Raw genomic sequence first — 19961 nt, 5'->3', positions numbered from 1 at the left:
TTACAAAGCTTTTAAAACACCTTCAGCTTTCAATCTGAGTGTCGAATCTTTTGCAGTTTCGTAGAGTGACTGAAAAACATCCCGTGCTTTATTGGTTTGATCGTCCTTCAAAAAAGCAAGTCCCAGATACCATTTTGCCTGCTCCTTCAATTTAAAATCCTCTTCAACTGATAGCTCCTCAAGCAGAGGAATTGCATCCTTTGGAGTATCGGAACCAAGGTGAGATAGTGCGAGGTAAAATTGAGCAGACCAGGGATTCTCCACTTCATCGACTGCGGAAGAGAGCTCTTCAATGGCCACTTCATAATTGGCGCGCTGGTAAGCATCCAGACCTTCAGTCATTGTTGTATTATTTTCCTCACCACGAACAACTCCACTTTCCAGCACTGGATACGGCTCAAAGTGAGTTGCATAGATTTTTTTGGGGTCGTTATTTTGAATTGAATTAACAATGAAATAAAGCGGCACAAGCAAAAGAAGAATCGCGGCAGCAATCCGGCCAGTCCACCAAAGTGCGTTGTGCTTCCGGTTCTCGCGGTTTTCTTCGGTGAGTTCCTCCTCAAGAGTTCTCAGCCTCTCTTTTTGCTCCGCTCTCCCCAGGGCTTCAATTCCTTCTTTCAGGGCTTCCGCTTCCTCAACTTTCTTTTCCAACTCAGGATCGTTTTCCACTGCAGCTTCAAACTCCTGCTTCTGTGATTCGCTCAAGCGATCGAGCAGGTAGTCATCAATCCATTCAGGATCGTGATATTTCGATTGATCATCCATTTAATACATTTTTGACCATTTGTTTCAGGTGCTTCATGCAGCGCGATTTCTGACTTTTGACAGTATCGGCATTTTTGTAATCTAAAGCTTCGGCTATCTCAGTCATACTTTGCCGGAAGTAATAGTATCTCTTCAAGATAGAGTTGCAGGGTTCGTCCATCTCTCCAAATGCCATCTTCACTGCTTTGATTCTCGCATCATCATCGCCTGCAAAAGGATCTTCAACATCTGCAGACTCCACTCTGATCGAACCCTCGTGTTTGTGAAGCTGAGCTTTGTTTCGGTGAAGCTTTAATGCCAGGTTTTTTCCTATGCTGAAAAGATAAGTCTGAAGATTAACCGAAAGCTTCGTCAATTTTCCTTTTCTGACGTTTTCAAAAAAGGCGATCACCGAATCCTGGTAAAGATCTGCGGCTTCATCTGTGTTTAGACTAAAGCCTTTAGTAATCCAATTGAGAAAAGGATCTCGATTTTCCAGGTAGATCTGATCCAGCAAGTCCGTTTCACCTTTTCTCAGCTTCTCAATCAGCTCTTTATTTTCCGCACCTTCAGTCATTTAATACACCTTACTGGAAAAAGTAAACTCTGGCCTCGAAAATTTTTTCGATTTCAGGTGAAAGTAGAAAAAAATATGGCGGGGTTGTTTACCTCTTCAATTTTCATGGAATAGAAAGAATGAAAACCTCAATTCTTTTTGAAGATGTCAACTCATAAAATCAAATCCAGTTTTTCTAACTGGTTAATTCCTTTAGCTATAGTTGCCTTGCTAAGCTCTTGTAAATCGCAAAAGGTGAGCTTGGAACAGGTATATAAAACTAAGATTGAGTATACCCCCGACCGATGGCTTTCTATGGAACCCAGTGGAGAAGGCTTATTTGGTGCTCGCAAGCAATCCGTTGGTTTTGGCGGTCCACCAAGGCTCTTTTACATAGATGGAAAAACAGGTGAAGAAACATGGCTGAGCAAAGCCAAAGACCTCGATCATGTTGAAAAGGATCCCGATTATTTGCATGTGTTTTGGGAAGCTAACACACTGCTCATTCTCTCCAGGAACTTTGGAAATTATCAGCTCTCTGTGAGAGATGTCACAACCGGAGAAGAAAAGTGGTTTATTGAAGATAAAAGTGCAAGTGCATACAGAAGCAAATTCAGTTATCACTCAGGTTTAAATGCCTTTTTGCAGCCTACACCTCACGGCTTGAGAATGTATGACATCGACACAGGCGAAATACTTTGGACACGTAGTGACCTAAAGGAGCTCAATGAATCCAGCCTTCTCAACTCAAGCAAGAGCTGGCAGTACCTGCCTGGATACGATCACTACCTGGTTTTTACCAATGAAAATTACATTCATTTCATCGACCCAGCGACAGGAGAGTCGAGCTGGGAAGTGAAAAAGAATATCGGGTCCTTAATTAATGCCGATGTGTTTGAGGATGATGGAGCTGTTTTGTTCTACGGGACAGAAGATGAATCGCTTGTTGAAGACTTATTAGAAAGATCCGATGGTCTGATTGGAGCTTTAACCAGAGCAGACGATAAGGGTTTGATAGAAGAGGATGTCTACTACCTCGACCTTGATGAGGGAGTTGTGAAGTGGCAAAACAAATTCTACACAAACGGCTATCATCAAGTAGCAATCACTTCGGACAAAGTAGTAGTCTATGGAATTGCACTTCACACCTACGACCGCGAAACCGGTGAGGTGATTTGGCAAAATATTTCCGAGGAGCGATTTAATAAGGAAAGTTTTCTGAAGCTCTTCTCGGCTGCCACAACTACAGACCTTACAGTGGGTGAACGCATGAAATCGGAAGATCTCATAATTGATGGTAAAGTTTACGCCATCTACCCGGAGATCTTTGATAATCCTCTAAAGAAAAATACTGTTGCAATGGTTCGCTATGACCTCGAGACGGGGGAAGAAGACTGGCGCACAGAATACTCAAAATTTTCACCTGATTTTTATTTCGGTGACGAAGGAAAAATCGTCATGCTGGGAGGCACGGGCGGTTTTGTAAATCAACCCGTGGTGCGGGTGCTCAATGCGTCAGATGGAAGTTTGATCCTTGAGGACAAACTAAATACCACTCGAGTTGGAAATGTCTTCGTAGTGGGTAATATGCTTTACCTGCACACATCTCCTCCCAAACTGACAGTTTATGATTTGGTTACTGGAGAATCCAAAACACCTGACCTTCCGGGCAAACCCTGGCTTTTCAGGGAGTTAAAAGATGGTTTTTTCGCCATTTATCCGAAAGGGATTAAAGGCAAGGCGATAATAGCTCTCCACAACAAGCAAACCCTTGAAGTGGAACGCCAGATGGAAGTCCCTGGTTACTACGACACATTTACCTACAAGGGAGAGAATTTCTTCCTGGAAGATTTCTATTCCGATATCAAGCCGGGGCTAATAGCTCTAGATCTTGAGCAATTCAAAGTGAAGGGCTATCTAATAAACAAAAAAGAGGGCAGTCACACTTCCAATGGTCAGGATCAGATTTATGCAAACTACCACTTATTCGTGACCGATGATGGTAAATATGTCTACGAATTTGATGAAGACCAGTTGAAGAAATACAGGATTCCATAAGGAACTCATAACACGATCTCTAGGAGAGAAATAATTAAAGAATCAAATACCAATATTATTATGAAAGCAATTAAAGCCAATAGCAGAGTACTTCTTTTTGCCAGTCTCTTATTATTTCTGACGGCATGCGAAAAAGACGAGGATGACTCAAGCGACAATGGTGGTAATAACAATCCGACAGACACATCAGGTAGCGGCACAGCCGATATGAGTATTAGTGGAGATGTGACTTTAGACCTTGGAGACTATGCAACATGGGAAATCACAGAAGATCAGTTGCTCCGGATCAGAGTAGGAAGTGAGTTTCCCGAAAACATAGTGATGAATTATCGCCTCCAAAGCAATGAGGTGACCGATTTTGATACAGGAACTTATACGGCTGTTAGTGCGACTTACACTGGTCAACCAGAAGATGAAATTGCATTTCAGTTTAATGGTGATGATCCTCAATTTCCCGATTCAGGCACTGTGATAATTACCTCTGTTGACGGCACTAGCATTGAAGGTGAAATTGATGTTGCCATCAGTCCTATTAGTGGTGGGTCTTCTCAGGTGACTGGAACTTTTGAAGCAGAGCCGTTGGAGTGAACGAAGCCCTGAAAAAAAATGACTTGCTAATGTTTACCTCTTCAAATTTTGGGGAATAGAGTGAGTGAAAAAAACAAAATTTAAATCCAGAAAAATGAAAGTTTACAGAATGTTGATTGCAGGAGTACTGATTGGAACCTTTATGAGCTCTTGCGAGGATGATGAGCTCTTCAGCGAAGAGGAAGAAACTGAAGAGACGGTGACAGTGGACGTTAGTCCGTTTATTGAATTGAACACACTCGGGGGGGAGGTTTCTTCGGCCAATGCTATTGGACTTTCATCCTCAAACGAGCCATTAGTGGTGGGACAGGCCCATGATGAAGGATCAAATTGGGTCGGTTTTGTGAGCATCGGTGGTAACTCGATGGAATCAAAAGGAACGCTTGGAGGGCTTACCAGCGAAGTGATGGACACGGACAATGAGCTGCACGTTGGAAAGGCAACAAATGCAGCAGGAGTAAATCGACCGGTTTACAGCGCATACGATGAGCCATGGAACGAACTGCACATGGACGATAACGGAGGAACTGCGGGAGAAGTAGTCGCCTCGAATCAAAGTGGAGTCTTCATTGGAAAAGGAACTGTGGATGGCACTTTGGGAGCGCCTGTAATGTGGGCCTTTGGTAGCGAAGGTTTCTTCAATGTGCTTGATCCCAATAATACTTTAGACCTCGATCTCATAGACATCAACTCGAATAATGAGGTGGTTGCTTTCTCCTCCTCGAATGATCAGGGATACCTCTGGACTGAACAGGATGGATTTCAGGAGATTGACGCGGCTGGTTACGATTTCTTAGAGCCCACAGGTATTAATAATAATTCAAAAATCTCTTGCACTGTCTACAGCGGTAGTGACAGCTATCCAGCGGTCTACGACATTTCATCGGAATCTGTGACATTGCTTACCCTGCCGTCCGGATTTGACGGAGGTTCTACAAATGCCATCAACAACAACGATGAAGTTGTGGGCGTGGCTGGAAGTTTCGTTCAGGTGACACCGGTTTATTGGGATGCCAGCGGAAATCCTACGAATCTCAATGATGTGCTCAACGTGTCGGAGGCAGATCACGATGCACTCGGCTACAATACATATGTGTTGACGGCTGTCGACATAAACGATAATGGAGACATTACCGGGGACGGCTATTTTAACCTCAACGTACCCGATGACAGCCCTTTTCCAGACAGGCAAAGAGAAGCTTACCTGCTTCTTGATGGAACTTACTAGAAATATCTGCCTTAAATCCACTCCCTGAGCAGCCCTCTTCAACGATTGAGTTGAAGAGGGTTTTCTTTTTTGAGCATCAGCACAGCGAATGACATTCAAAAAAAAGTGATATTTTTCTAGCCGAAACCAAACTAGAATGATTGAATTTCTCCAGGAGTGGTGGCCCGGCCTTTCCACCATCGATAAGATCTACTGGTCGATAGCGATACCAGCAACGCTTATTTTCGTCCTTCAAACGATACTCACTTTTGTAGGTGGCGAAATCGATGCAGATGTTGATTTAGATGCCGAAGGGGAAGGTGCTTTTGGTCATCAATTTTTTTCGATAAAGAACTTTGTCGCTTTCTTCACCATTTTCGGTTGGACCGGAGTTGCATGCACCGATGCCGGAATGGGCGTAATGACGTCTTTGATCATTTCGTTTTTTGCCGGATTACTCATGATGGTGCTCATGGCATCTATATTCTATTTCGTCAGTAGATTGACCTCCAGCGGTAACCTCAATATTAAAAATGCTAAAGGCGTTACGGGCGAAGTCTATCTCACCATTCAGGCCAATAGAGGTAATATTGGAAAAGTCAGCATTCTGGTTCAGGGTTCTTTTAGAGAGCTTGATGCCATCACAGATGACGATCAGGATCTGAAAAACGGAATGGTCATTAATGTGAAAGAGGTGATCAACGGAAATTTACTATTAGTATCAAAAAATTAAAACTTAACACCATACTACTATGCCAGAAGGAGGTTCTTTTATTATCATAATCGTTGCAGCGGTTGTCTTCATTTTTGTTCTACTCATTGGTCTTTTTAAGCGATACAAAAGGTGTCCTTCTGACAGAATTCTTGTTGTATACGGAAAAGTAGGGACTAAAGACAACATTGGTCGGTCGGCCAAATGCATTCACGGTGGAGCGGCTTTCGTTTGGCCTATTTTTCAGGCTCATGAGTTTTTGGAGCTCACACCTATTTCAATAGAAGTGAACCTTACCAATGCCCTTAGTCGACAAAATATTCGTGTAGACGTGCCATCCCGATTTACGGTGGGTGTTTCCACAGAACAGGGAGTGATGAACAATGCCGCTGAGCGACTGCTTGGCCTGAGCCAGCAGAATATTCATGACCTTGCAAAAGACATCATTTTTGGTCAGCTTCGTTTGGTGGTTGCCACCATGGATATCGAAGAGATCAACTCAAACCGCGATAAGTTTCTGGCTAATGTAGCTTCCAATGTTGAGGCAGAGTTGAAGAAGATTGGTTTGAAACTGATCAACGTTAACGTGACGGACATTAAAGATGAGTCTGGCTACATCGAAGCACTCGGAAAAGAGGCTGCTGCCAAGGCGATTAACGATGCTCGTAAAAGTGTTGCAGAGAAAAATCGTGACGGTTCTATTGGAGAGGCTGTTGCTGTTCAGGATCAAAGAGTGCAGGTTGCCGATGCCGATGCTATGGCCGTAGAGGGTGAGAACCTTGCGAAGATCAAAGTTGCGAACTCAAATGCTGCCCGCCAGGAGAAAGAGGCTGAAGCAAAGAGAATTTCTACTGCTGCTGAAAAAGTTCAAAGTGCGAAAGCTCTTGAAGAAGCTTATGCCGCAGAGCGTGAAGCCGAAGATGCTCGTGCTATCCGCGATAAAGCAGCACAAACTGCCGATATCGTAGTCCCAGCTCAAATTGACAAAGAGAAAGTGGAGATTGCTGCCGAGGCCATTGCAGAGCAAACCAGAAGAACTGCAAAAGGTGAGGCAGATGCGATTCTATTCAAGAGACAGGCGGAAGCCCAGGGATTGTATGAGGTTTTGACTAAACAAGCCCAGGGACTCGAGCAAATTGTGAAAGCAGCCGGAGGAAATGCCAACGATGCAGCGATGCTCCTGATCACTGACAAACTACCTCAACTTGTAGAGTTGCAAGCTGAAGCGATTAAAAATATTAGGATCGATAAGGTTACTGTTTGGGATAACAATGGTAACGGTGGCGGAGAAGATGGAAAGACTTCAACTGCCAACTTCATTTCAGGACTTTATAAATCAGTGCCGCCTCTCCAGGAAATGTTCAACATGGCCGGGATGGAACTTCCGGAATTTCTGAAAGGTAAAACTCCCGAAGAGATAAGAGAGATTTCTGACGAGATTAGAAAGAGAAAAGAGGAAGAAGGAGGTGAGGGAAATACCTCCGAATAAGCAAACTTAGTTTTTCTCTTTGTAGAGCCACTCAAATCCCCGATATGCCGCTTGATGAAGAACGTCTCCGTGGTTGTGTTCCTCAAAATAGCGGTAGCTTAAATTGATCTTCGAAGGGTAGTTTTGGAGGAAATCCCGGAGTTTTTCAGCTCCGCCTACCATGATTTCACCTTCGTTGCCTACAGTTAAAAAAACCTTTTTTGGTTCATCTATCTCTGAGAATGCGGGCTCCAGATCGAGCAACGACTCATTGTCCCACCACATGCTCGGGCTTACAATTAGGTAGTTGTCGAAAAGATCGGGTTGTTTGAAAAGAATTTCAGCGGCAGCGAGTCCAGCAATGGATTGACCAATCAGCGTTCTCTCCTGATTCGTTCGGTACTCTTTTTCCACCAGTGGCTGGACTTCCTTTTTCATAAACTCAATAAATTCTTTTGAACCGCCCTGAGTTGGGATATTTTTTATGTCTTCTTCAATAGTTGTCGGATAAGTGAAATCTCGCATCCTATCGTTGTTGGCAACTCCGACCACAATCGACCGGGGAATCATATCAATCCAGGGGAAAGTGGCAAACTGAGTCAGTCCCGCAATGTGTATGAAATCCTCGCTTCGCGACCCGTCCAATAGATAGATTACAGGATAGTCCGTTGATGAAGTGTCGTAATCGAAAGGCAAATAGATATTTAGTTTCCTGGTTTCATCAAGTATTTCTGAGTGAAACTCGAGTGTTTCGCCAATAACAAAAGGCGACTTTTTGATTGTTTTTGCCTCGTCCTGGCCAATCAGGGTGCATGATGACAGACCAATTATGAAAAGAGAAAGGATTAAATTTTTCATTAGGTGATGCTTATGTTTTTTTGAATGCCGAAAAATACTGATTTACGTGTACACGAACTTTTTGACGCTGCGCGCTGTTACTCTCGAAAACAAAACGTTATGATTGGTTGGATAATCGCGTGCTTCGTGCTCGTCATCATTTTTGCCGTCCTCGGCTTCACAGGAATTGCCAAAGCTTTTGCAGCAATTGGCAAAGTTCTCTTTTACATTTTCCTCATCATCCTTGCGATAATTTTAGTCTCCAATTTGTTGTGACACTGAACTACACTCTTTGTAGTTTTAGTGGATGGACTATCAGGTAGCTGATATATTTTTCACCGTCTTCCACACTTTAATTATCCTTTTCAACCTCTTCGGATGGATTTGGAAAAAGACTCGCAAGTGGAACCTGTTACTTCTAATCCTTACAGGCCTCTCGTGGTCGGTGCTTGGGATTTGGTACGGATTCGGCTACTGCCCTTTTACCGATTGGCACTGGCAAGTACTCAGCGAATTGGGCAAGCTCCCAGAAACGCCTTCCTACACAGAATACCTCACAGAAAGGCTGACCGGGATGGAGGTATCTAACCAGTCGGCCGATGCCGCTACTCTTGGAGGTTTCCTCTTGGCTCTCATCATTTCTAGTTGGCTAAATTTTCGGGATCAGCATAGAAAAGAGCAAGAATCCTAAGAATCTTGAGCAATTCGTGTAGTTAACTTTTCCAACCAAATCCACTAAATTGGATATCGCATTTAAATCCGATTGAAAAGTGAAGCAGACCAACAGTGTTTTATCATCAGAATTTGCACAAAGCGACAATTTTTACGAGAGCGATCTGATCCTCCGGCATCATCTCAAAAAGAAGCTTTCCAGTAAGGCGCTAGAAAGCATCTCTCCCAATCTGAAGTTCATCGGTGAAAAAGCCGCTCAAGAAATGGACGAGCTTTCACAGCTTGCCGACAAGCATCCACCAGTTTTGGAAAAGCGCGACAAATGGGGTGAAGACACCGATCGCATTTTGTTTCATCCCAGCTACCGAGAGTTAGTGGACATCGCGGCCAGAAGCGAAATGTTTAAGCTGAAGTGGGCTCCCGAGGCCAGAAAGAATTTCTCTAACGAGAGAAACCTCATGAGCTTTGCTGTTAGTTCGATCTACGCCATGAGTGAAACAGGCGTTTACTGCCCGCTTTGCATGACAGATGGCGTGGCTGTGTTGATCGATAAACACTGCGAGGAACAAGACAGAAAAAGACTTCTGAAAGCGATCTGTGCAGAAAGCGAGAAAGAAATCAAAACCGGAGCGATGTATCTCACTGAAAAAGCCGGTGGCTCTGATGTTGGCGCCAATCTGGTAAGTGCGACTCACTGGAAAGACGATCTCTACAAACTCAATGGCGAAAAATGGTTTTGCAGCAATGCCAATGGAGAAATTGCTTTTGTTTTGGCCCGTACGAACTCTGAAAAGGAGGGCACCCGCGGGCTTTCTATTTTTTTGGTGGAAAAGAAACTGGAAGACGGTTCCAGAAACCCGATGGAGATGATCCGACTTAAGGACAAGTTCGGAGTGAAATCTATGGCCAGTGCCGAAATTCAGCTAACGGACACAGTGGGAAAGTTAGTCGGCCGGCAATTCGAAGGTTTTCGAATCATGACCGACATGATCAATCTGTCAAGAGTTTACAATTCTGTGGCAGCGCTTTCCGCTTCTCGAAGGGCGCTCACAGAGGCCTATCAATTTTTGAGAGGTCGCGTCACGTTTGGAAAAAATGCTCTCGAGCATCCATTGATTCGCAGAAAGCTACTCGAGCTCGGTTCGCTACACTTGGCAAATTTTCACCTAACCTGGCGAGCTGTAGAAGCCCTGGACAAATCTGAAACAGACGAAGAAGAGGCCCAGTTGCTAAGGCTTCTTACACCAATGACAAAAAAGTGGAGTGCCGAAAAGGGAGTTTACATAACCCGCGAATCCATGGAGTTGATGGGTGGAATCGGCTACATCGAAGATCAAATCATGCCTAAGCTGATGCGCGACATTATGGTTTTGCCCATTTGGGAGGGTGCCGGAAACATCATGATTCTCGACATGCTTCGCGCCTCTGCAAAATCGAAGGGCCTTGAAGTGATGTTTCGTGAGATTACTGGTTCGTTCGACAATCCTAAAGTTGGAGAATTACTGAGAGATGAAGTCTCGAAGTTGAAGAGCTTTGGCGAAAAGCTGATGACCATGGACAATGAAATGATGCAGATCAATGCGCCTCAATTTTTCGAAAAACTCACAACCGTTTTTCAGATCAGTCTGTTGGTGAAAAACACCGATGAGGAGAGCAAAGTATGGACCGCTCCAGCTATCGATTATCTATCAGAAACAATCAAAAATGTCGAGCTTCGAGAGGAATCTGTTCCTTCAATAGAAGAAATCGAAAAACTCATGGCGTGGAAAGTATGAGTTTACTTCTCAGAAACGGGTAGCAAGAGAGTCATCTCGTCTCCTGGGTTTAGGTTGTCGACATGGCCGGCAAGATTTTCCTCAATAGAAGACATGTGCATGTGCACGTTGGAGCTGTGGTGAGTGAAAACACCTTTGTGATTTTTCGAGTAAAAGCCGAGAACACTCACATCGGCATTTTCCAAATTTCTGTTGAGTCCTGAGCTGACGTGCTTTTCGTGGGTGTGTTCGGTGTCGCCTTCAGGCCAGTCGATCACGTGCCAACTCAACTTTTCAGCTTTTCCTTTCAGTAAAAATGGAAAAGGCTTTTCTGTGTCGATGCCATGGTTTTTGGCTTTTTCCAGAATCCACTTTTCAAGTTCACTGCCATTTGTGAAAGATTCAGTCTTTGACACTTCTTGCCATTTTTTCACGTGCGAATAAACGAGCAGTGCAGCTTTGTGGTCCATCGATTTGTCGACTGCCATAGAGCCCTCGTTCACTCGACTGGTCATGACATTACCGTTCATCACCAAAATTTCTCCCTTCAGATTTTCAAGGGCGCCCAGTGCGTAGAGGTGTTTAGGTTGAAGACTGTCGAGATCGACTTTTGCAGAAAGATCTCCTTTGTGCATGAAGTTCATGAGCGCACCGGCATGATGCACATCAGTGGAAAGCAAAACCTGTGAGGGGCGTTCTTTTTGATCTGACTTGCGGTTTTCGCCACATCCGATGAAAAGAATAATAGATAGGAGAAGCAGATAAAATTTCATGTGGCAAATTTAGGAGGATAACTTTTATGGTAAAGAAGCACTTAGGCTGAAGCTCCAATCTTACAAACTCAAAAGACCTCCTCGCCATGAGGAATTGCCAGACATTTTGATTTATTTTGAAGCTCTTTTAAACCTTTTAAAACAAAGACTACTCCATCCGTGAGGGTTTGCCCAAAGTTTATGAGACTATCATTATTAGCCATTTTTTGCCTTGTTCTATTTGCCTCGTGCAAGAAAAAAGTGATTGAAATCACCACGGTTCTTCAGGTCGAAAAGGAAATGCAAATTCCAATCGATACAAACGTTAGAGAACTATCTTTTCCAGCTCCAGAAATTGGTTTTGCCCTCCCTGGTCTCTACGGAATGTGGAAAACAACGGATGGCGGAAATTCATGGACAGAGATCACTCAGTTTTCTGAAGAAGTTGTAGAGAAAGTTCATTTTTTCAATGAACAGCAAGGTGTTTGTTTTCTCGACCCGGAGGTCATGTACACCGATGATGGGGGAGCGACCTGGACTGAAACTGCCGATGCCGATTTTATGGGAGCGGGTGAAGATGGAGAAGTAATCATCGGAGAAAAGAATACCTTCAACAGTTCCTTCAATATTGAAGTTTCTCACGACTATGGAAATACTTTCCAGTATTTGGCAGGTCAGGTAAATCTGCCGGTCTTTGGGTTCAAAGACGCGGCTGTTGCTGATTCACTGGGAATAGTAATGGTAGAGGATGAGAGCCCTGGCACCGTATCCTTCAATTTGTATACTGGTGAAGTAAACTTCAATTATGAGGCTCCCTCATGCTATGACATCTACATCGGACCTTCCCAAAGAGCTCTAATCAACACAGACAACAGGTTGGAAACAAAGAGAAGTGTATCCTATGGTATTGCACATACCAATCACACCTACCCATACTATGGCCTTGATGGTTATGGCAATTTGATGGTTGCAGTTGGTAAGAATACGATCACGTCAAACTATGTGACAGGAGAAAATGACTCGTGGACCGAAGTCTTCACTGAAGAAGGAAACGGGTTCACCGAAACATTCTACTCCGTTGAATTCATCGACTCAGATACTTTCTTTATTGGAGGTGAAAAAGGAAAAATCATAAAAGCATCCCTATGAAAAAACTGACACTAATATTGGCAAGCATTCTCATCTCTATTCTCAGTTTTTCACAGAGCGATGAGCTGTATTTTTATTCTGATGCCACATTCGCTTTCAACCCGATTCGGTTGACGGGTATAGAAGATCAGGGGTCGGGAACAGTAGGGCAGACAGTTGGTGGAAACCTCACCTATCGAGAGCCGGTTTATCAAAAAGTAGAGATCCAGTCGTCAACTGTTAGCATCGTTGGTCACATCGGTATGAGTGTTCCTTTTTATCAAACGGATGATTGGAGCGTAGGAGCCAAAGTGAATGTCGGTCTGGGGTTCCAATTTCCAGCAAAAAACTCTGATGGCCTTGAAGGCATGGTTTTGAGTTTCCCCCAATTTGGTTACTTCAGATGGGTGGGCAAAAACTTCGACTACTCGGCTCTTGCCGGTTATAAATTCACCAAAGGACCGATCAACTACCACCATTTTCTACTCGGTTTTGATTGGGAAATAGGTGAAGGAGATGCCATCAGAATTTACGGAACTCCATTTCGCTACAAGCTTTATCGCGAGTACACCAATGGCGAGCTCGAACCAATGTTTGAAGTTGCCGAGATTGGTATTTCTTACGTTGTAAAGTTTTAGTTAGGTCTTACTCGCCAATTCTTCCCAGGTGAGTGTGTTTGAAATCATCATCGTACTTGAGGCCATATCCCAGGATGCGATCCAGGCTCGAGTGGCCAAAAAGGATGATGCCAAATAGCAAGGTCCATTCGTTCTCCAACACCCATCCTGCTGTTAGCACCACCAGTGCCACTGCTTTGTGGTGAGTTAGGTTGTAGGTGAACGCTCCAGCCTTTGTTCCAAAAGCATAACCGATCATCCCAAGGTCCGGGGCTAGAATCAAAACCAAATACCACCACCAGGCAAAGTCGGTGAGTGAAAAAAGAAAAATGGAAAAGCCGAACATGGCGAGTTCTTCGAGTTTGATGAGGTTTTTCATTTGATGATCAGTTTGTTTACATCAAAGATAATTTCAAATGCCGTTTCTCACTGTAAAATTATGGCGAGTGGCTTTGCCTCGCTGGTGAACTTTAGGAAAGGCAGATCGTTTTACAGACTTTTGCCGAATCCAAAAAAAAGAAAGTAGAAAGTGAGTGATCAGGTGTCCCGATTTCTGAAGTACAATTTCCCCTTGCTTGCTTTTGGGTTTATGTACACGTTTTTCTCCAGCTTCGGACAGACGTTTTTGCTCTCACTCTACCTGCCATCCATCGAAGAGTTTTTTAAAATCAGCAACACAGCGCTCGGCTCGATCTACGCTATTGCTACAGTTGGAAGTGCGCTCACGCTTCCCTGGCTTGGTGGATATTTCGATAAAGTCAATGTAAAGCGCTACAGCGTTTTTGTGGGGCTCGGTCTGGCTGCAGCTCTTTTCCTGATGTCTTTTTCTTACCACATCTTACTGGTGGTGTTGGCGTTTTATGGTCTGCGACTTTTTGGCCAGGGCTTGATGAGCCACACATCGGTTTCATCGATGGCTCGCTACTTTACTGCCAACCGCGGAAAAGCCATCAGTGTTGCTACGATTGGGCACCCGGCTGGTGAGGCTGCACTGCCAATTCTCATCACGCTTTTGATTGCTGCAGTAGGCTGGAGATCTACTCTTCAGTTGTCGGCAATGAGTTGCCTTGTTTTGGTGATTCCTTTGGCGGTGCTTTTGATCAATAAATCGAAACCACGAATCAGAGCTTACGAGATGGAAAGCCATGCTGAAAAGAAAAGTTTCAAGCGACTGAGCATCTGGAAAGTCTTTGGTGAACGAAGGTTTTGGATCATCGCACCAGTGGTTTTCATTTTGGGTTTTACCAACACAGCGATTTTCTTCTTTCAACTCAAATTGGGAGAAGCCAAAGGCTGGAGCCCCGAATGGGTGGCCGGTTCGCTCTCGGCTTTTGCCATAGCCAGTGCCGTGGGAATGCTCACCAGCGGTCCGCTTGTAGACAAGCTCACCGGAAAGAAGTTGTTTCCCTGGTTTTTGATTCCTTACCTGATCGGCTTAGTTGTGCTCATTTCTTACGACCACCGGTGGATCTACCCTGCAGCTCTTGCGCTCATGGGGCTTGCCAATGGAATGGGCAGCACCATTAAAAATGCCATGCTAGCCGAAATCTACGGAGCTGAAGTAATCGGACAAATCCGCAGCATCTTCACCACAGTGATGGTGGTGAGCACAGCACTGGGGCCTATCACTTTCGGTGTGCTCCTCGATTTGGATTGGACTTTCGATCTGATTTTCGGCCTGGGAACCGCTGCCATGGCACTAACGGTGGTCAACGGGGTGAGGCCTTTGGACAGGTAGCCTTTGACCTGTGTCAATTCACATAAAAGTGAGTTGTCATTTTCTATGTAAAAACCTTAATTTTAAAGGACTTCTGAACCAACCAATTGGATCGCAATTGCGTCTCATCTTAGCAGTCGACAAACTTTAACGTGAAGAAAACAATTCGGCATATTTTATCTCTACTGCTGGTAGCCTCGTCACTTATGGCTTCCGGTCAGGCCGAGTTTGTTCCCAACCACGGTCAGTGGCACCAAAATGTAGCTTTCAGAACAGAAATCCCTGCTGGTGTGCTCTATGCTGAGCCAACCGCTCTTACCTTCCAGCTTTTTGATGCTGAAGAAATGCAAAACCTCCACCCGCATTCAGGGCAAACGGAGTTTCCCGAGGATCTTCATTCCCACGTATACAAAGTTCATTTTGAAGGAGCTCAAGCGCCTATTATTGAAGGAAGAAAAGAATTTGCCCACTACTACAACTTTTATAAAGGCAATGATGAAAGTCGTTGGGCGAGCAATGTGCAGCCTGTCCAGCAGGTGGCTTACAGCGATCTTTACGAGAATATCGACTTGCTTCTTTACAGCACAGCCGACCGGATAAAGTACGACTTTAAAGTAAAGCCGGGAGCTGATCCGTCACTTATTGAGCTTCGCTACGAAGGGCCAGAAAAAATGACTTTGAAAGACGGCAAGTTGATTGTGAAAACCTCTGTGGGAACGGTCACCGAACACGAACCCTACTGCTATCAGCTGATCAACGGTAAAATGGTGGAAGTTGAAAGTGCCTATCATTTGAAAGGAAACCGACTCACTTTCGAATTGGGTGATTACGATTCTTCTTATCCGCTAATCATCGATCCGGAGTTGAGTTTTTCTTCCTACATCGGATCTACAGCAAGTAATTTCGGTTGCTCGGCCACAGACGACAGTCAGGGAAATTTAGTAGCTGCTAGCACGGTTTATGCAGCGGGTTATCCAACCACGGTTGGCGCAATTGAAGATGACTTTAATACTTCTATCAGCAGTTATTGCGACATGGCCATTTCAAAATTCTCGGCCGATGGAACGCAGCTTCTCTACTCAACTTACCTGGGAGGGAATGCTCTGGAGATGCCTCACAGTTTGATTTGCGATAGTCAGGATAACATCATTGTCATGGGAAATACCGGCTCTCCCGATTATCCTTCTACGCCAGGAGCTTACGACCCAAGTTTTAATGGAGGTCCCTTTTATGAGTTTAGCTTTTTTATTCCCGGAATTACAAATCCCGATGGAGTTGATCTTTTCCTCACAAAAATTGCTTTGGATGGGTCGCTTGCTGCGTCCACGTTTGTTGGCGGTAACGATACTGATGGACTAAATGGATACGGTAACCTCAATTACAACTACGGTGATGCCTTTCGCGGTGAAGTGATTGTGGACGATGACGACAATGTGCTTGTCGCTTCTGTGACTGACTCGAATGATTTTCCTGTAGCTGGAAATGCTAACCAACCGACTTACAATGGGGGTAATTGTGATGCTGTAGTTTTCCAGTTGAACTCCAATCTAACCGACTTGCTTTGGAGTACTTACATCGGTGGATCGAATGACGAAAGCGCTTATTCTGTTCAGCTGGATGGTGACGGAAATGTATTCGTTACCGGAGGAACACGCAGCATCGACATGCCCGCTACTAGTGGCGTTTTTCAATCGAGTAATGCAGGCGACACTGATGGCTTTATCGCTAAGTACGGACCAGCTGGCGATTTACTGGCTTTTACTTACAATGGCACTGCCAGCTACGATCAAAACTACTTTGTGCAGCTCAACACTTCGGGAGAAGTTTTTGTAATCGGACAAACTGAGGGAGACATTGGGATTGTTGGGGATGTTTACAACAATGCCGGTAGCGGTCAGTACATCCAAAAATTTACCAGTAACCTTACGATGCTCGAGCTGAGCACAACGATTGGAACAGGGAGTGGAGCGATCGACATTTCGCCTACAGCATTTCTGGTTTCTGAATGCGATCAGGTTTATTTTTCTGGCTGGGGCGGAGAAACCAACCAGTTTAACTCCAGCTTCGCAACAGAGAGTACGACTATAGGATTGCCCACTACCACCGATGCTTATCAAAGTGCAACAGACGGGAGCGACTTTTATCTCTGTGTGTTAGAACCCGACATGAGCGGTCTTACTTTCGCTACCTTTTTTGGAGGGTCTGAGAGTAATGAACACGTTGATGGAGGGACGAGTAAGTTTGACAAAGATGGAACCGTTTACCAGGCTGTTTGCGCAGGTTGCGGTGGTAACAGCGACTTCCCAACTTCACCTGGAGCATGGAGCTCTACCAACAACAGCACGAATTGCAACCTCGGAGTTTTCAAGTTCTCCCTTGCGGCTGTGCAAGCTGAAATTTCAATCGATGGGCCCAGCTTTGTTTGTGGCGATGCTCCTGCAAATTTCATTAACCTGAGCAACGGAGCAAGTAGCTACGAGTGGGACTTTGGCGATGGCGAAACTTCAACAGAGTTTGAGCCTAGTCACTCTTTCGATGAACCAGGTGAGTACACCATCACCATGGTGGCCATGGACGATTCGGAGTGCCTGAATCCCGATACAGTGAGCATGACAATAGATGTTTTTGACCCGGTAAACCCCAGCATCGATCCAGTTGAACCGATCTGTGATGGCGGAACCGTGCAACTTCAGGGAAATGGCTCAGAGAATATTTACTGGCTGGATGATCCTACATTGAGTGATCCAGAAATTGCAAACCCAATTGCTTCTCCAGAAGAAGAAACGATCTACTACCTCGTAGATGAAAACCCTTGTGGAGCTGATACAGTGAGCATTACTGTTGAGTTTTACGATGTGGAAACGACCGTCTCCAACGACACCACCATTTGCCTTGGCCAGTCTGCTCAGCTTTTTGCCGAAGGTGGGGGCGAATACGAATGGAGTCCGACATCAACACTGGACAATCCGAATGTGGCAAATCCGATCGCCACTCCAACAGACACAACAGAGTACGAGGTTTTCATTGTCACCGATGAAGGCTGCGAAATCACAGAAACGGTCGTAGTCAATGTAATCACCAATGTTCCTGGAGGAAACGTCTACGAAGAAATTACGGCTTGTGCCGGCAGCGATGTGCAGCTTCAGGCTAACCCCGGAACTGAATTTTACTGGACGCCTGAGAGTCCGCTCAACAATCCCAACGCGCAAAATCCAATTGCTGTACTGGAAGACACCACCACTTTTTATGTGGAGATTTTTAATGCCTGCGGTTCCGGAGTAGATGAAATTACGGTAAACGTATTGCAGCCAAACGTAAACATTCAGGTTCCCGACTCAATGTGCCAGGGCGAGTGGGTACAGGTGAGTGCGTCTGGAACTGAAAACTACCTATGGCAACCGGCTTCTTATTTTCAGGATCACACTAGCCAGGTAACAGCTGTGTCACCTCCTGAAACGACAGAACTTACTGTTATAGGTACAGATGAATTTGGCTGCAGCGACAGTGAATCGAGAACGATCATCGTTCACCCAGAGCCGTTTGTATTTGCCGGACCCGATGTGGAAGTCAACTGGGGCGATCTGATTAGCCTTTACGGTCAGGCAGCCGATAGCGTAGATTTTGAGTGGTCACCCACAACTTTCATGGAAGATCCCGATGACCTGACGCCCATTTTGCTGCCAGATGAATCTACTTATTACGAGCTGAGCGTAATTGACCAGTATGGCTGTACAAACCGCGATACTGTATTCGTAAAAGTCATTTTACCGATTTATGTCCCGAATACTTTCACTCCGGATGGCGATGGGCTAAACGATGTCTTTCGAGCCTATGGCGACAACATCCGCGAGTTTCACATGCAGATTTACGATCGCTGGGGTCAACTGGTCTTCGAAAGTTTTTCTGTAGATGAGGTGTGGGACGGCTCCAACAAGAATGGAGATCACTACGTCCAGGACGATCTCTTCGTTTGGCGAATTGTCTACGAAACCAAAAACGGTAAAGAAGAACTCACAGGTCATGTCACAATTTTGAGGTAACATTTAAAATTTATCATCATGCTTAGATCACTTTTTCTTCAATTGCTTTTTTGCTCGATTGCTTTTTCAGGCTTTAGTCAATTAACTTCATCTTCTTGTAACGCTCCCGACAGTGTGGTTTCCCTCTACCAGCAGGATGCTGATCGACTGACAATTAAATGGATTTACGAAAATGAGCTTCCGGCTCAAAATGAAGTTGAAATCCCAGAAGAGCTTTCAAACTCATTTCTCGATGCACTGATCGCAGTTTATAATGCTACAGATCTTGCAGCACGAGATTCAGTTATTGAGATGTTTAATATCCACACGTGGCACACTCCCACTGTAGACATATTGGAATTAAACGCTGATGGAGATCTGGCCTGGATGAACGACCTGGAAAACGGAATTTTTCCAACTAGCAGTAGTGAGGTAAATTCTCTCATAGAAACCTATGAGTTGGAAGTTCTGGAGTATTACGATTACGTCACTCTTGAGAATCACACTGTGATGTTTTACTCGGCAGATAATTATAACATCGAAGCTCTTGGAGAACTTTTTGAAGAAATCGAAGGCGTAGAGAGTGCTGGAGGCACCTGGTTCGCTGGCGATGGCGGAGACATTGAAGCATCGATAAACGAAGATCATGTAGAATTGATTTATGAACACGCCTGGGGCGACTGTCCTGCAGGTTGTATTTACAGCCATTTTTGGAAGTTCAGGGTTTACGATGATTGTTCGGTGGAATTTGTGACTAGCTATGGCACGCCTGTTTCTGTAGGTGAAAGAGTGAGAAATCCAATTTCTGTTTACCCAAATCCCCTGGTCGATATTCTGAATTTGAAAGGAACTTCTGGAGAAGTATCATTCCTTGTGATCGCCTCTGATGGGCGAGTGGTTATGGATGGGAAAACCAACAAGAACCAAATCAGAGGCTTTAAAAATTTGGTACCGGGCCAATATCTGGTGACCATCTTTTCAGAGGATAGAAAGTCAACTTTTCAGGTGGTCAAAAGGTAAATCGGAGAAGTAAATGCCTTATGAGTTTAGTATTTCGTTTTGCACCTTAGCGCCTTTGCGAGAATTGGTAAGTTGTCTACCATCTCCATAGATAAATAACCACTCATCAAAA

18 protein-coding genes are annotated in these 19961 nt (G+C 44.7%); 13 read left to right on the top strand and 5 right to left on the bottom strand.

Annotated features, from left to right (window positions below):
- On the bottom strand, positions 1–765 hold the full coding sequence (locus ABHV44_RS01085) for a hypothetical protein (RefSeq protein WP_459072786.1): 765 nt from the start codon (positions 763–765) through the stop codon (positions 1–3).
- Positions 758–1321, bottom strand: a complete 564-nt coding sequence (locus ABHV44_RS01080) for an RNA polymerase sigma factor (protein WP_459072785.1) — start codon at positions 1319–1321, stop codon at positions 758–760. Before ABHV44_RS01080 ends, ABHV44_RS01085 begins: the two co-directional genes overlap by 8 nt.
- A gap of 234 nt (positions 1322–1555) precedes the next feature.
- Between ABHV44_RS01080 and ABHV44_RS01075 the strand changes: the two genes are divergently transcribed.
- The 5 genes from ABHV44_RS01075 to ABHV44_RS01055 all read left to right on the top strand — a co-directional run bounded on the left by ABHV44_RS01075 (position 1556) and on the right by ABHV44_RS01055 (position 7354).
- Positions 1556–3358 (top strand): outer membrane protein assembly factor BamB family protein, encoded by a 1803-nt coding sequence (locus ABHV44_RS01075; RefSeq protein WP_459072784.1) that lies wholly within the window; start codon positions 1556–1558, stop codon positions 3356–3358.
- A gap of 60 nt (positions 3359–3418) precedes the next feature.
- Positions 3419–3946 (top strand): hypothetical protein, encoded by a 528-nt coding sequence (locus ABHV44_RS01070; RefSeq protein WP_459072783.1) that lies wholly within the window; start codon positions 3419–3421, stop codon positions 3944–3946.
- Between the two features lie 94 nt (positions 3947–4040).
- Positions 4041–5174, top strand: coding sequence for a hypothetical protein (locus ABHV44_RS01065; protein WP_459072782.1), 1134 nt, complete (start codon positions 4041–4043; stop codon positions 5172–5174).
- Between the two features lie 136 nt (positions 5175–5310).
- On the top strand, positions 5311–5886 hold the full coding sequence (locus tag ABHV44_RS01060; RefSeq protein WP_459072781.1) for a hypothetical protein: 576 nt from the start codon (positions 5311–5313) through the stop codon (positions 5884–5886).
- Between the two features lie 19 nt (positions 5887–5905).
- Positions 5906–7354, top strand: coding sequence for a flotillin family protein (locus tag ABHV44_RS01055; protein ID WP_459072780.1), 1449 nt, complete (start codon positions 5906–5908; stop codon positions 7352–7354).
- A 6-nt stretch (positions 7355–7360) separates the two neighbouring features.
- Here ABHV44_RS01055 and ABHV44_RS01050 read toward each other — a convergent pair whose 3' ends face one another.
- A complete protein-coding gene (locus tag ABHV44_RS01050) occupies positions 7361–8191 on the bottom strand; it encodes an alpha/beta hydrolase (protein ID WP_459072779.1) in 831 nt (276 codons plus the stop codon).
- Between the two features lie 99 nt (positions 8192–8290).
- Between ABHV44_RS01050 and ABHV44_RS01045 the strand changes: the two genes are divergently transcribed.
- The 3 genes from ABHV44_RS01045 (at position 8291) to ABHV44_RS01035 (ending at position 10617) form a co-directional block, all read left to right on the top strand.
- A complete protein-coding gene (locus ABHV44_RS01045; RefSeq protein WP_459072778.1) occupies positions 8291–8446 on the top strand; it encodes a DUF1328 family protein in 156 nt (51 codons plus the stop codon).
- Between the two features lie 31 nt (positions 8447–8477).
- The gene (locus tag ABHV44_RS01040) at positions 8478–8861 is read left to right on the top strand and encodes a DUF2784 domain-containing protein (protein WP_459072777.1); all 384 of its coding nucleotides are present in this window, start codon (positions 8478–8480) and stop codon (positions 8859–8861) included.
- 79 nt (positions 8862–8940) lie between these two features.
- Entirely contained in the window at positions 8941–10617 is a 1677-nt protein-coding gene (locus ABHV44_RS01035; protein WP_459072776.1) for an acyl-CoA dehydrogenase family protein, read from the top strand.
- A 2-nt stretch (positions 10618–10619) separates the two neighbouring features.
- On the opposite strand, the gene ABHV44_RS01030 is transcribed toward ABHV44_RS01035, so the two are convergent.
- Positions 10620–11369 carry an acetolactate decarboxylase gene (locus tag ABHV44_RS01030; protein ID WP_459072775.1) on the bottom strand — a complete coding sequence of 250 codons (750 nt, stop codon included), beginning with the start codon at positions 11367–11369 and terminating at the stop codon, positions 10620–10622.
- A 180-nt stretch (positions 11370–11549) separates the two neighbouring features.
- On the opposite strand from ABHV44_RS01030, the gene ABHV44_RS01025 reads away from it, so the two are divergent.
- Both ABHV44_RS01025 and ABHV44_RS01020 read left to right on the top strand, forming a co-directional pair.
- On the top strand, positions 11550–12497 hold the full coding sequence (locus tag ABHV44_RS01025; protein ID WP_459072774.1) for a WD40/YVTN/BNR-like repeat-containing protein: 948 nt from the start codon (positions 11550–11552) through the stop codon (positions 12495–12497).
- Positions 12494–13114: a hypothetical protein gene (locus ABHV44_RS01020; protein WP_459072773.1), complete on the top strand. Its 621-nt coding sequence runs from the start codon at positions 12494–12496 to the stop codon at positions 13112–13114. Before ABHV44_RS01025 ends, ABHV44_RS01020 begins: the two co-directional genes overlap by 4 nt.
- A gap of 7 nt (positions 13115–13121) precedes the next feature.
- On the opposite strand, the gene ABHV44_RS01015 is transcribed toward ABHV44_RS01020, so the two are convergent.
- The gene (locus ABHV44_RS01015; protein ID WP_459072772.1) at positions 13122–13472 is read right to left on the bottom strand and encodes a DUF4260 domain-containing protein; all 351 of its coding nucleotides are present in this window, start codon (positions 13470–13472) and stop codon (positions 13122–13124) included.
- 162 nt (positions 13473–13634) lie between these two features.
- Between ABHV44_RS01015 and ABHV44_RS01010 the strand changes: the two genes are divergently transcribed.
- From ABHV44_RS01010 to ABHV44_RS01000, 3 genes are all read left to right on the top strand, one after another.
- Positions 13635–14831: an MFS transporter gene (locus ABHV44_RS01010; protein WP_459072771.1), complete on the top strand. Its 1197-nt coding sequence runs from the start codon at positions 13635–13637 to the stop codon at positions 14829–14831.
- Positions 14832–14962: 131 nt separating this feature from the next.
- Positions 14963–18850 (top strand): DUF7948 domain-containing protein, encoded by a 3888-nt coding sequence (locus ABHV44_RS01005; RefSeq protein WP_459072770.1) that lies wholly within the window; start codon positions 14963–14965, stop codon positions 18848–18850.
- Positions 18851–18868: 18 nt separating this feature from the next.
- Positions 18869–19849, top strand: coding sequence for a T9SS type A sorting domain-containing protein (locus tag ABHV44_RS01000; protein ID WP_459072769.1), 981 nt, complete (start codon positions 18869–18871; stop codon positions 19847–19849).
- Positions 19850–19961: the final 112 nt, after the last annotated feature.

The sequence above is a fragment of the Halocola ammonii genome (assembly GCF_049334165.1).
Lineage (GTDB): Bacteria > Bacteroidota > Bacteroidia > Flavobacteriales_D > Sanyastnellaceae > JBEGHD01.
Note: the sequence above shows the minus strand (reverse complement) of the source record. Positions and strands in the feature narration are given on the sequence as shown.